The sequence below is a fragment of the Stenotrophomonas sp. YJH_SMC_12-1 genome (assembly GCF_059370935.1).
Genome location: NZ_JCAFUD010000009.1, coordinates 172,001 through 185,151, shown reverse-complemented (window position 1 = coordinate 185,151; position 13,151 = coordinate 172,001). Strand labels below are relative to the sequence as shown.

At 65.3% G+C, this 13,151-nt stretch carries 9 protein-coding genes; 5 read left to right on the top strand and 4 right to left on the bottom strand.

Annotated features, from left to right (window positions below):
• The first annotated feature begins 378 nt into the window (after positions 1-378).
• From AC5P8Y_RS17315 to AC5P8Y_RS17305, 3 genes are read left to right on the top strand one after another with little or no spacing between them, the layout of a single operon-like run.
• Positions 379-1,422, top strand: coding sequence for a S41 family peptidase (locus tag AC5P8Y_RS17315; protein WP_033835237.1), 1,044 nt, complete (start codon positions 379-381; stop codon positions 1,420-1,422).
• A complete protein-coding gene (locus AC5P8Y_RS17310; RefSeq protein WP_033835236.1) occupies positions 1,419-1,754 on the top strand; it encodes a hypothetical protein in 336 nt (111 codons plus the stop codon). The genes AC5P8Y_RS17315 and AC5P8Y_RS17310 overlap by 4 nt, the downstream gene beginning before the upstream one ends.
• Before the next feature lie 49 nt (positions 1,755-1,803).
• Positions 1,804-2,238 carry an SseB family protein gene (locus tag AC5P8Y_RS17305; RefSeq protein WP_005411035.1) on the top strand — a complete coding sequence of 145 codons (435 nt, stop codon included), beginning with the start codon at positions 1,804-1,806 and terminating at the stop codon, positions 2,236-2,238.
• 79 nt (positions 2,239-2,317) lie between these two features.
• Here AC5P8Y_RS17305 and AC5P8Y_RS17300 read toward each other — a convergent pair whose 3' ends face one another.
• Both AC5P8Y_RS17300 and AC5P8Y_RS17295 read right to left on the bottom strand, forming a co-directional pair.
• Entirely contained in the window at positions 2,318-3,538 is a 1,221-nt protein-coding gene (locus tag AC5P8Y_RS17300; protein ID WP_033835235.1) for a multifunctional CCA addition/repair protein, read from the bottom strand.
• Between the two features lie 204 nt (positions 3,539-3,742).
• On the bottom strand, positions 3,743-5,728 hold the full coding sequence (locus AC5P8Y_RS17295; protein ID WP_049432109.1) for a transglycosylase SLT domain-containing protein: 1,986 nt from the start codon (positions 5,726-5,728) through the stop codon (positions 3,743-3,745).
• 151 nt (positions 5,729-5,879) lie between these two features.
• Here AC5P8Y_RS17295 and AC5P8Y_RS17290 point away from each other — a divergent pair, with 151 nt between their 5' ends.
• Positions 5,880-6,287 carry an ExbD/TolR family protein gene (locus AC5P8Y_RS17290; protein ID WP_049402432.1) on the top strand — a complete coding sequence of 136 codons (408 nt, stop codon included), beginning with the start codon at positions 5,880-5,882 and terminating at the stop codon, positions 6,285-6,287.
• A 56-nt stretch (positions 6,288-6,343) separates the two neighbouring features.
• Here the strand turns inward: AC5P8Y_RS17290 and AC5P8Y_RS17285 are convergent, their stop codons facing one another.
• Positions 6,344-7,231, bottom strand: coding sequence for a hypothetical protein (locus AC5P8Y_RS17285; RefSeq protein WP_141097836.1), 888 nt, complete (start codon positions 7,229-7,231; stop codon positions 6,344-6,346).
• A gap of 627 nt (positions 7,232-7,858) precedes the next feature.
• Here AC5P8Y_RS17285 and AC5P8Y_RS17280 point away from each other — a divergent pair.
• Positions 7,859-10,720, top strand: coding sequence for a TonB-dependent receptor plug domain-containing protein (locus AC5P8Y_RS17280; RefSeq protein ID WP_111108677.1), 2,862 nt, complete (start codon positions 7,859-7,861; stop codon positions 10,718-10,720).
• 108 nt (positions 10,721-10,828) lie between these two features.
• On the opposite strand, the gene fhuE is transcribed toward AC5P8Y_RS17280, so the two are convergent.
• Positions 10,829-12,988, bottom strand: a complete 2,160-nt coding sequence (gene fhuE, locus AC5P8Y_RS17275) for a ferric-rhodotorulic acid/ferric-coprogen receptor FhuE (protein WP_033835232.1) — start codon at positions 12,986-12,988, stop codon at positions 10,829-10,831.
• Positions 12,989-13,151: the final 163 nt, after the last annotated feature.

The window sequence follows — 13,151 nt, the reverse complement described above, 5'->3', positions numbered from 1 at the left end:
CAAGGTGGCGGGCGGTGCGGGTTGGCGTGCCGGTGAAGCTACCCAAAGGAAACGAAGCCGGCGGATCGGAAGGATCCCCACGCACCGCCCACCGCAGAACGACGGACGGTGCAGTATTCGAGACCACGACATGGTCGCAAGCCCGACTTCAGGTAGCTTCATTCAGGACGCCAATCCCGACCAGCGCAGGAGGCGCCGACGGGGCCACCTTGGCGCGTTGTGCTTGGCGATGACATGGGCAAAGTTGCAATCTACTGATCGCGTGCAAGCCGTCTTGCTGCAACCCGCGACCGGGCCAGATACGACAGTTCGCGCATGGCGAAAGTGATCATGCCCCGGTTATGCTGCGCGCCTGACTCAACGACAAGGAAACGTCGCATGCAGGTTCGCAAGGGAGTGCGTCGCATCGGCGCGCTGATGCTCGTGTTGCTGGCGACCGGCGCCATGGCCGATACGCCAGGCGCGGTCGAGGTGCCCTCGCCGGTGGCCCAGGCCGAGATCCTCAATCTGCTTGAACGCCAGGCGCTGTATCGCGATCGGGTGGACTGGGCCGCCACCCGCGTACGCCTGCAATCGGCGCAGGGCGACCCCGCGCAACGGCTGGCCGTTCTGCGCGAAGCCATTGCGGTCAGCACGGGCAATCATGGCGGATGGACGACGACCCAGCGCCAGAGCGAATCCCTTGCGCGCGCGCAGCAGGCCGGCGCCGCCGCCGTGGACCGGGCCAAGGCGGCCGATGCGGTGGATATGCGCATCGGCTGGGTGGTCATCGAGGGCTATGCCTCCACGCCGGGCGCGACGCCGCAGGAAAAATTCCGCCAGGACATCCAGCGTGCCGCGCGGTGGCAGCAGGTCATCCGCAGCAAGGACGACGGCGCGCGCTGTGGCTGGATCGTCGACCTGCGTGACAACAGCGGTGGCAACATGTGGCCGATGCTGCTGGGCATGGCACCGCTGCTGCGCACCTCGGTAGTGAACAACGAAGATGTGGGGTCGTTCGAAACCGCACAGGGGCCTGAGCGCTGGACGTTGACCGCGACCGCCGTGCAGCGTGCAGGCAAGTCGGTGCTGGACTTCGGCCAGTCCGGCTATGTGCTGCGGCAGCCCGGCGCGCCGGTGGCGGTGCTGTTCGGGCCGCGCACCGGCAGTTCGGGCGAGGCCTCGGTGCTGGCGTGGCGAGGTCGTCCGCAGACGCGGAGTTTCGGTCAGCCCACTGCGGGTGTCTCCACTGGCAATGTCGTGCAGACGCTTGCCGATGGCAGTCGCCTGCTGCTGACCACCACCGTGATGCGCGACCGCAATGATCGTGGTGATGGCTTGAAGATCGAGCCCGACCAGCGTATCGAGGGTGATGCCGCCACTTTGGCCGCCGCCCAAGCCTGGCTGCTGGCCCAACCCGCCTGCCAGGCCGCTGATCCATGATCCTGATCGGCCAGCAGGAGCGGGTGGTGGTGGTCGGCCCAACCGAAGCCCACCATTGCCTGCGCTGCCAGACGGAAACCGAGTTCGCGCCCCGGCTGCGCTACAGGATGGCGTGCATCGACCTGCTGTTCGGTTTCACCTACCAGCGCCGCTACGAGCTGGCCTGCACCCGGTGCGGGCACGGCTGGGTGCTGGATACCGAGACCATGGACCAGCAGCTGGGCGGGGTGCCGATCCCGTGGCGGCACCGCTTCGGCCTGCCGTTGATGCTGGTCGGCGTGGCCGGGCTGGCCGCGCTGGGCTGGCTGTGGCGGCACGGATTCCTCGGTTGAGGAGCGGGCCTGTTAAAGTCTGCCCTGCAACCACGTACCGGAACCGACCATGGACCACGACACCCCGTTCGAACCCCTCAACGACCTCGAGGTGCGCCTTCTGCAGGCCCAGGACGGCACGCTGACCGCATCGCAGTTCCTCGATGGCCTGCTGACCTCGACGGCGTTCGTGCTGCTGGACAAGGCCATCGGCGAAGACGGTGCCTGGGACGAGAGCATCTCGCCGCTGGTGCTGACCAGCGAGAGCGGCGAGCCGATGTTCGCGGTGTTCACCGCGCCCGAGCGCGCGGGCCTGTGGCACGAGCAGCTGCCGCAGTTCGCGCATGCCATGCCGATCGCGGTGCACGCGCTGCTGGCCGGGATCGGCGACGGCGTCGGCCTGGTGCTGAACCCCGGCCTGGACGTGGGCATGGAGATGATTCCCGATGCCGTGGCCCAGCTGAAGCAGCGCGCCGCGGCGATCACCCGCGGGATGGCGCATTGAAGCCAGCGATATAGGGTTGCCGGCCAGCGGCCGGCACTACCCATGGGAGTCGGTGCGCGGCCGCCACGGCGGTTGCGGATCAGCGGGCGGCGGCGATGGCTTTTACGCGCGCCTTGGCCAACGCTTCACCGATGGCCGGGCCCTTCAGATGGGTGGTATCCAGGTCCCGCGCCTGTACTGACAGTGCCGCCTGGTGCAGGCGCTTGAGCGTTTCGCCCTGCGGGTAGTCGGCGTCCTCGAAGCCGAGCCGGCCGCGTTTGTCGGCCTCGCAGCACAGTGCGATGCGGGCCACGCGCTCCGGCCGGCGCAGCGCATCACAGCGGCCCAGCAGTTCCAGCACGGTGGCATCGCGCAGTTCATCGATGCGGTGCACGTTCAAATGCTCGCGGCACACCGCTTCAGCCAGCTGCTGGTGTTCGGCAGGAATCTTCAACCGCGCGCACAGTGCCTTCAGGGGTTTGATACCGCGCTGTTCGTGCATGATGTGGCGCGGCCACTCCGCCGGCGGGGTCAGGCCCTTGCCGAGATCGTGGGTAAGCGCGGCAAAGCCGACCAGGTCATCGCCGGGGGCCAGCTTCGCCGCCATGTCGCTGACCATTTCCTGGTGGATGCCGGTATCGACTTCCGGGTGGAATTCGGCACGCTGCGGCACGCCATACAGCGCTTCCAGCTCGGGCAGGATCGGGCCCAGTGCATGTGCATCGTGCAGCGTGCGCAGGAAGGCGGAGGGCCGCTCACTGACCAGCGCCTTGCGCAGTTCCTGCCAGACGCGTTCCGGCACCAGCGCGTCCAGTTCGCCACTGGCGGCGATCTCGCGCATCAGATCCATCGTTTCCGGCGCAACGGTGAAGCCCAGCGGGGCGAAGCGCGCCATGAAGCGCGCCGCGCGCAGCACGCGCAACGGATCTTCCACGAACGCAGGGCCGACATGGCGCAGCACGCGCTGCTCGATATCACGCACGCCGCCGTAAGGATCGACCAGCGCCCCGCTGTCTTCGTCGCAGGCAATCGCATTGATGGTGAAGTCGCGGCGCTGCAGGTCTTCTTCCAGCGTCACTCCCGGGTCGGCATCGACCACAAATCCGCGATAGCCGCGGCCGGATTTGCGTTCGGTGCGCGCCAGTGCGTACTCCTCACCGGTCTTTGGATGCAGGAATACCGGGAAATCGCGGCCGACCGCGGTGTAGCCCTGCGCTTCCATCTGCGCGGGCGTGGCGCCAACAACCACCCAGTCGTGGTCGCCGGCGGGGCGCTGCAGCAGGCGGTCACGTACGGCGCCGCCGACAAGATAGATCTTCATGGCTGGAATCATCGCATGCCCGGCGCAGATGCACCGGTAGTGCCGGCCGCTGGCCGGCAACGGCAGTCACCCCGAAGCTGCCGGCCAGCGGACGGCACTACCGATACAGCGGCCAGCCTGATCCAGGCCAGCAGGCTCATCGTTTCACTCCTGGGCGTGGATACCGGGGAATGCCGGCCAGCGGCCGGCACTACCGCAGTGCGATCAATCCCCGCCCTGCTCGGCGTTGGCGGCGCAGCTGAAGTTCTTGCGCTTGTCCACCAGGCGGCCCATCAGGCGGTCGCTCAGCGGCAGCGCATCACCATTGAGGCGCCAGTCGTAGATCACGCTGAAGGCCAGCACGCGCGCCACGTACTCGCGGGTTTCCTTGTAGCTGATGGTCTCGATCCACAGGTCCGGGTCAAAGCCCGGGCGCTGGCTCTGCCAGCGCGCGGTCGGGGTCGGGCCGGCGTTGTAGGCGGCGATGGTCACGTACGGCAGGCCGTCGTACTTGTTCATCAGCTGGCGCAGGTAGGCGGTGCCGATGGCGATGTTGGTGTCCGGGTCGTAGAGGCTGTCGGCGCCGCCGTAGCCGGTCAGGCCGATCGACTTGGCCACACCGGCACCGGTGGCCGGCAGCACCTGCATCAGGCCCATGGCGTTTGCAGGCGAGCGCGCACGCGGGGTGAACGTGCTCTCGGCGCGGATTTCCGCCGCCACCCAGGCCGGATCGATCGCGTTGCGTGCCGATTCGCGGCGGATGGTGGCGTCGTGGTGCAGCGGGAAGCGCAGGTCGTACAGGCGCTGTTCCTGCGGCTGCTTGCCGAGCGCGAACACGGCGCGGTCGAACCAGCCGTTGTCCTGCGCGACGCGTACCGCGAGGCGGCGCTGGGTATCATCGAAGCGCGACAGCGCGCTGTTCCATTCGGCCACAGCCCAGCCGGTGCGGTCGATCTGGTACAGCGCCATCGCGCGCTGGATGGCCGGGTCGCGCGCGATCACCGCCTGTGCCTGCGCGCTGTCGTTCGGCTTCCAGGGGCACAGGGTATAGCCCTGCTGCAGCTTGTCGGCAGCCAGGAAACCGTGGAAGGTCGGTGCGCGCGCCGCATCGCGGAACAACGGCTGCGCCTGCTGGGCCTGGCCGGTCTTCTCCAGCATGCGGCCTTCGAAGTAGCGCCAGCGCGGGTCGCTGCGCTGCTTGCTGGCCATCTTGCGGATCGCGGTCAGTGCCGCCGGCCAGTCACCGCGCGACATCGCCTCGCGCACGCGCCATTCGTGCAGGCGTTCGTCATACGCCGATTCCGGCACTGCGTTGAGGCGGCGTGCCGAATCGGGCAGGTAGGAAGCCACCGTCCACAGCGCGATCTGGTACAGCACCTGGCCCTGCTGCTCGGCACTCAGGCCGAGCGCCTGGGCGTACTGCGGCAACTGCTGTTCGGTGGCGGCCGGGTCGGCCTTGGCCAGCTTGGCCAGGCCGTCGGTGGCGATGCGCCGGCTGCGCTCGTTGCGCGGCCAGTTCAACGCGCTGGCATTGGGCTTGTCGACGAAGGCGGCGTAATTGTTGGCCAGCGCCAGGTCGGTGGCAGGCAGGCCACGTGCGGCGCTGCGCATCACGGCCGGCTGCTGGGCGTCGGCGGCGGCATCGATGCGTTCCCAGCGCAATGCGTCACTCAGTCCGCCCTGTGCCTGCAGCACGGCGAAAACGGCGTCACAGCCGTCTGGCAGCGACTTGCCGTTCTTGCGCCACAGGTCCTGCGCCTCGCTGATCCACTGCGGATCGACCTTGCCGGTCACCTGGCGCGCGGTCAGCTGCGCGCAGCGCAGGCCTGCGTTGTCGGTGGGCGCCCAGTTGGCGAGCAGGGTGGGCCAGTCCTGGCGGCGTGCGACCGAGGGCAACCACACGCTGCGGAACGTGTTGGCCACGGCCTGGCCGTCATAGCGCTTGAGGAAGGCCTGCGCCTGCGCGGTATCGACGGTGTCGATGTTGCGGCGCAGGTTGGCGTACTCCAGCCAGCCGTAAGCCGGATGGCGGCTGAGTGCGGCGGCCTGGCCGGGATCGAACTGGCCGCGTTCGGCGGCAGCGATCGCGGCCTTCAGCTGCGCGTTCTGGGCGTCGAGGGACTGGGCATTGGCGCAGCCGATCAGCAGCGTGGTGGCCAAGGGCAGCAGGGACAGGGTGGTCGAGGAGCGTCGGGTCATGGCGCCCAGCATAGCGGGGGCTGGCTGAATTCAGTTTCGCATTGTGTGCACGCCGGGCGTTGGCAACGACAGCTGAATGAACCCGTACAGGCCACTGCCGCAGGTGACGGAAGGCGACGTACTGTCGGCCTTGGGCGAACGGCCCGGCTGCACGGAGCGGCACATGGCGTTCAGTAGCGCAGGAAGAAGCGGCCCGCTGGCGGACATCAATGTCACGCCACTGGTGGATGTGATGCTGGTGCTGTTGATCATCTTCATCGTGACCGCGCCGATCGTGGCCCGGCCGATTGCCGTGCAGCTGCCACAGGCCACCGATCGCACGATCGATCGCCCCGAACCGCCACCGCCGATCGAGCTGAGCCTGGACGCTGGCAACCAGCTCAGCTGGAATGGCCAGCCGATGGCCATCGGCGATCTGCAGGCGCGCCTGCAGGCACAGGTGGGCGAACATGCCGGCAACCTGCCGGAGCTGCGCATCGCCACCGATCCGGCGGCCGAGTACGAAGGCATGGCGCGGATATTGGCTGCGGCCGAAGCCACTGGCATGGAGCGCATCGCTTTCGTGCGGTAGGGCTATCTAAACCGCCGCTCATGGGGGGATTGCGACATGAGCGGCGGATGTGGGTGTCAGTATTGCTGGCAGTAGACTGTGCGACCATCCCAACTGCACGAGATGCGGCTGCTGCTTCCGCGCTGGACGGGGACTCCATACATCTGTGCGGATCTGACCCAGTTGTCCAGGTCGCCATGCTGGCCGAAATAGTATTGTCCGGCGTACGAAGGGGCGGAGATCGGGTCGGCGATGGATTCGTCAGGAACCTTGTTGCCTGTGCTGTCGCGACTTTCGCCCTTCTGATACTTCGCTTCGGCAACGTTGTCCGGTGTTACTCGATAAAGCGTCTTCGATCCGTCACGCCATGTGATCATTATTGTTATGGATCCGCCACCTTTGAGGCCTGCCCAGTTCAGGGCCGCTTGTTGAATCGAGAGCGCAATGCTGTTCCAGGTTGGGCTTCCCGTATTGGCTCCTGCCAGTTCTGTGGCTAGATACTGGCCAAGTCGGGTTCGCAGTGTGGCTGAGGCGACGATGTCAAAGGTATTGGAGGACTTGTAAGACTCGGGGAACCTCACTCCATTGGAGTTTCCAGGATTGTCTGGATGCAGCACGACCACTGATCCGCCTCCTGCCATCGCGTGGGCCCCTTCAGGTGGCCCTCGAAAGGCTGACGTCGCATCCAGAATCCGTAGGAAAGCCATTTGAATCTGTGCGGGAACCGGTGTCGAAAGGGCGCGCCACTTTCTGATCTCGCGATCATATTCAACTTCGAAGGCGCTCAGTCGGGCTTTTTCGAAGTCCATTACAACCGCCAACCCGGAGCCTGACATCAGGGCTGCATCTTTGGGAGAGGCACAGTTGTTGCATTCAATCAGGCCCCCCGCTCTCGATTCGCTTGCAGGGAACAGAAGCAATGCCGTGACAATCGCGACATGGATCATGACGGTGATTGTTTTCACAATTGAGCCTCATGAGAATGACTGGGGCTCTCAGTCTCACCTTGGTTGGCCTCGGAAATTCGTTTGACGGGCAGTTTTCAAACTATTCCTAAATGTTGTCTGAATTTGCTTCGTAGATTAAAGTTAGTCGATGCATGTGGCTCTGTCATCGAGATGGCAGGAGCCGAAAGAGCAGCCATTGAGTGCCTCACGTTCGCACGGTGATCCCGGCGATCTGCAGTCCGTCATTGCAGGAGCTCCTCCATACGGGTTACTCACCATCTTGGTATGAGTTCCAGCTCGAAAGCGATCTGATCGACACCGTCGACCGACGGCAACGGCGATCATCATGCTGCCGATGGCGCAGGCGCATTGTCGTTGGACGGATCGGCAAGAGCACTTGCCCAATTGCGGAAAAGCCGGGAAACCGCTGTCGTACCCGGCATCAACGACGCGCGGCGAACAGTATCGTCCGGTCTTCATGTGTAGCGATGTGACGCAAATGACCGTCATTTGCGTCAATTCCGCGTGAAATAGTGTCGATCATCACGCCTTGGTTTTTACCACTTGTTTACAAAGGAGACGCTGCCGCCATGCAGGGGGGAGCGCGGCAGTCCAAGTCCCGACATTCCTTTGGAGAGAGAGCGAATGATTCACCTGCATCACCGCCCGTTGGCGGTTGCCGTTGCGCTGTGCGTGACGGCTCTGGCACCGTTGGGTGCCGCTGCGCAATCCACCACCAACCTCGATGCGGTGGAAGTCACCGGTACCCGCATCAAGCGCGCTGAAGTCGAAGGCCAGGTGCCGATCCAGACATTGACGCGCGGTGACATCGAACGCACCGGCCTGACCTCGATCGGCGAAGTGCTGCAGCAGCTCACCGGTTCCGGTTCGGCGCTCAACGCCAAGTTCAACTCGTCCGGCAACTTCGGTTTCCCGCCCGATGGCAGTGGCGTGGGTGCCGGCTCGGCGCAGGTCGATCTGCGCCACCTGGGGGCCAAGCGCGTGCTGGTGCTGGTCGATGGCATCCGCTGGGTCAATGAGTCGTCCGCCTCCGGCGTCGGCTCGGCTACCGATCTCAATACCATTCCGCTGGCCATCGTCGAGCGCATCGAGGTGCTGGAAGATGGCGCGTCGTCGCTGTACGGCTCCGATGCCATTGCCGGCGTGGTCAACATCATCACCCGCCGTGACTTCGATGGTGCGCAGGTGACGCTGAACTACGGCGAGTACAGCAAGGGCGACGGCACGCAGAAGGGCGTGGACCTGGCCTGGGGCAAGAGTGGCGACCGCTTCAGCCTGTTCCTGGGCGCCAGCTGGACCAAGCAGGATCCGGTATTTGCCAAGGACCGCGAGCAGTCGCGCTTCCCGATTCCCGGCACCGGCCTGGCGTTCGGCAGCGGTGGCATTCCGCAGGGCCGTTTCATGTTCACCGACCCGAACACCGGTGCGGTGCAGAACATCGTGCCCAATACCGGCGTGAGCAATCCGCGTTACGACGGCAGCGCCGGCTGCAGCCGCACGGATGACTACCACTGCTTCACCACCGCCGACCGCTTCAACTTCGCCGAATACAACATGGTGCTGACGCCGTCGGAGCGCAAAGGCCTGTTCGGTCAGTTCCGCTTCGACATCACCGACAACGTGCAGTGGTACGTCAAGGCACTGGGCAACCGTCGTGAGTCGACCAACCAGGCCGGCCCGGAGCCGCTGTTCTTCGGCCCCGATGGCGCCACCGGCAATCCGCTGGCCGACAACATCGTGGTCTCGCGCCTGAATCCGTACAACCCGTTCGGCTTCGATCTGGTTTCCGGCGACAACATGAGCCTGATCGGTCGTCGCCCGGTGGAAGGCGGTGCGCGCGTGTTCAAGCAGAAAGTGGACACCACTTACTTCGCCACCGGCCTGGTCGGTGATTTCCATGCCGCCGACCGCAGCTGGTACTGGGACGTCAACGGCATGTACAGCAAGAACAAGGCCGAACAGACCAACTACGGCAGCTATGACATCTACAAGGTGAACATGGCGCTGGGCGATCCGTCCGTCTGTGCGGCCACGCCGGGCTGCGTGCCGTTGAACATCTTCGGCGGCGTCGGTTCGATCACCCCGGACATGCTGAAGTGGATCCAGCCGGTGGTGCGCGACCGCAGCCAGAACGAACTGAGCCTGTTCACCGCCAACCTGTCCAGCGAGCTGTTCTCGCTGCCGGCCGGTCCGGTATCCTTCGCCACCGGCTTCGAGTACCGCAAGTACAAGGGCTCCTACCAGCCCGATCCGCTGACGGTGATCGGCCACTACAACGGCGTGCCGTCGCAGCCGACCTCCGGTTCCTACGACGTCAACGAGGCCTACCTGGAGTTGAGCGTGCCGATCTTCGCCGATTCCTCGTTCGGCAAGAAGCTGGACCTGAGCCTGGCCGGCCGCTATTCGGACTACTCCACCTTCGGTGGCGAGTTCACGCCCAAGTACGGCCTGCGCTGGCAGGTGACCGATGACTTCGTGCTGCGCACCACCTACGCCGAGGGCTTCCGCGCACCGTCGATCGGTGAACTGTACGGCTCGGCGGCGCGTGCCGACCTGCAGCTGTTCGACCCGTGCTCGGTGGGTCTGGGCGGCACTCCGCCACGTGGCAGCGCCGCCAACTGTGCCGCGCTGGGCGTGCCGGCCGGCTTCCAGCAGGCCAACTCGCAGATCTCGGTGACCACCGGCGGCAACCGCGAGCTGGAGCCGGAACGCTCGCGCAGCTTCAGCGCCGGCTTCGTGTGGAGCCCGTGGTTCGGCAACAATGCGTCGTGGTCGGAGCGCTTCGATGTGGAGGTGACCTTCTACCGCCATGCCATCGATGGTGCGATCCAGGCGATCAACGCACAGACCCAGCTGGACCTGTGCGTGGATACGCTGGACCCGATCTACTGCGATGGCATCACCCGTGCCAGCACCGGTGCGGTCAGCAGCTTCAACAACCGCCTGACCAACCTGGGGTCGATCAAGACCGACGGCTGGGACGTGGATCTGTTCTGGACCCTGCCGCGGACCTCCATCGGCCAGTTCAAGCTGGCGTGGAAGAACACCTTCGTCGGCCGTTACGAGGCCACCGGCGCGGCCGGGCAGAAGCAGCCGCAGAAGCCGGGCGTGGAAGTGGCCGACAGCTCGATTCCGGAGTGGACCAGCAATGCCAGCATCGGCTGGACGATGGACCGCTGGAGCGCCAACTGGACGGTGCGGCACATCTCCGAGCTGACCGAGAACTGTGGCGATGCCGCGGCCTTCCCGGTGTGCAGCAACCAGGCAGCGGGCACCAACACGCTGTCGGCCACCACCTTCCACGACATGCAGGTGGGCTACAAGATCGACTGGATGAAGGGGTTGCAGCTGACCGCCGGCCTGAACAACGTGTTCGACAAGGATCCGCCGATCTGCCTGTCGTGCTCGTTGAACGGCTACGACGCTTCGACCTACGACATCCCGCGTGGCCGCTACTGGTACCTGCGCGCGGATCTGCGGTTCTGATGTGAGAGCGGCGCCGGGCTCAGCCCGGCGCCGTTGCAGCGTCGAGCCATGCTCGACTGTCCTGGATGATCGAGTCGAGCATGGCTCGACGCTACAACGCCGGTTGGATCAGAACGACCAGGTGAACGTCAGCGAGCCGTTGCGGCCATCGCCATACGCACCGTAGCCGTTGATCTGCGACAGGTACTTCTTGTCCAGCAGGTTGTTGAGGTTGGCCTGCACGCTGAACTCCGGCGAGATGCGGTAGCGCACGAAGGCGCTGACCAGTGCATAGCCACTCTGCTCGATGCGGCCGTAGGCAGGCACCGCGTAGTAGATGCGGTTCTGCCAGTTGGCACCGCCACCGACGGTCAGTTCCTGCAGCGACTGCGGGGTGTAGCTGGTGAAAAGCTTCAGGGCGGTCTGCGGCAGGTTGGTGTTGATGTCGGCGTCGTTGATGTCCTTGGCCACGTAGCGCGAGGCGCCGAAGGTGGCATTCCAGCCCGGTGCCAGTTCACCGTTCACCTCGAACTCGAAGCCACGGCTGACGGTGCCGCGTGCGGCGATCGAGGCGAACTCACCCGGGCGGCCGATGATCGGCTCGCTGGTGACCTGGGCGACGTTGTCCTGCTCGATGCGGAACACCGCCAGCGAGGCATTCAGGCGGTTGTCGAACCAAGCCCCCTTGACGCCGACCTCGTAGCTCTTGCCGTCGACCGGGTCGAGATAACGGTCGTTGCGGTCGCGGGCGGTCTGCGGCTGGAAGATCTCGGTGTAGCTGGCGTACGCGGAGTAGGTGTCGTTGATGTCATACACCAGGCCGGCGTACGGGGTGGTCACCTTGTGTTCGCGGTCGTCGTTCTCGCCTTCGCTCTTCCAGTCGGTGTAGCGGGCGCCGATGATCAGCTTCAACGGATCGGCCAGTGACAGGCGTACGGCGGCGTAACCGGCCTTCTGGGTGATGGTGCCCTGGCTGGCCAGTGCCAGCGGGTTCCAGTTCGGCTCGCTGATGTTGCCGGTCCAGTGCAGGTAGCTGGTGAACGGGTCCCAGGTCTTGCCGGCGCCACCGACCTGGTAGTCGCCGTAGTTGGCATAGTCGCGCTTGTTGTAGCTCAGTCCGGCCATGAACTGGTGCTCGCGGCCGAACAGCTGGAACGGACCGTCAACGTAGCCATCAACACCGGTGACTTTGCGCTCGGTGTTGTAGAAACCCGCGGAAGGCGAGATGCCCGTGCCGTTGGTTCTGTCGAAGTTCGACGCGCCCGTGGTCCAGTCGTTGTATGCCGGGTAGAACAGCTTGTCGTCGGCCTTGGTCTCATCGTGCGTGGCACCGACCTTGAACTTCCAGCCATTGCTGAAGGCGTGCTGCAGGGTGGCGAACGCGCGCTTGCTGGTGGTGTCCCAGTAGGTCCAGTTCGGGCTGGCGTTGAACGATTCGTCATAGCCGGTGCGCGAGCCATCGGAGTACAGCATCGGGAAGCCGCCCCAGGTCGCGCCGTTGGCGCGCTTCTGCTGGTAGTCGTAGCCCACGCTCAGCTGGGTGTCCGGGGTCAGGTCGGCGTCGATGACCGCATAGCCCAGCGTCTTGCGCTGGTTGTAGCGATCCATCTGGCCGTCGGTGTCCAGGTAGCTGCCGATCACGCGGCCGCGCACGGTGCCGCTGGCGTTCAGCGCACTGCCCACGTCCACGGTGGTGCGGGTGCGGCCCCAGTTGCCGACGTTCACCGAGACGCTGCCGTTCAGTTCGGCGCTGTCGGCATGCTTGCGGATCAGGTTCACCGACGCGGACGGATTGCCGGCACCACTGAGCAGGCCGGTGGCACCACGCACCACTTCCACGCGGTCGTACAGCGCCAGGTCCAGGCCGGAATCACCGTAGCTCCAGTTCTGCACCATCTGCGTCGGCAGGCCATCGAACTGGTAGGCATCGATGTAGAAACCGCGTGCGTAGAACTCGGTGCGTTCGCTGTCGGACTGGGTGCTGGTCACGCCGGTGGTGTTGGCCAGCACGTCGATGATGTCGTCCAGGTTCTGATCTTCGATGCGCTGGTGGCTGATGATGCTGATCGACTGCGGGATCTCGCGCGGGGCCAGGTCGAAGCGGGTACCGGCCGAGGTGCGGCGCACCGAATAGCCTTCGGCGCGTTCACCCTTCACCACCACCTTGTCGAGGTTGGTCGGATCGGCGGCGGTTTCGGCGAAGGCGGCCGGGGCCACGGCGCAGAGAACGGCGAGCACGGCAACGGACAGCCGTTGTGGCTGCGGCGTACGGAAGACGGAACGGGTCATGGGGGTCCTGGACGAGCACGCGCGCCCGGCCGGCATCCAGAGGCGAGGCGCTACGGGTGGGAAACGGACGGGCAGGCCGTCCTGGCACCACCGGAAACGAAAGAAATGGTAATACGAACTATTCCTATTTACAAATCATGAACAGATCGGTCTGCGGGTGCGC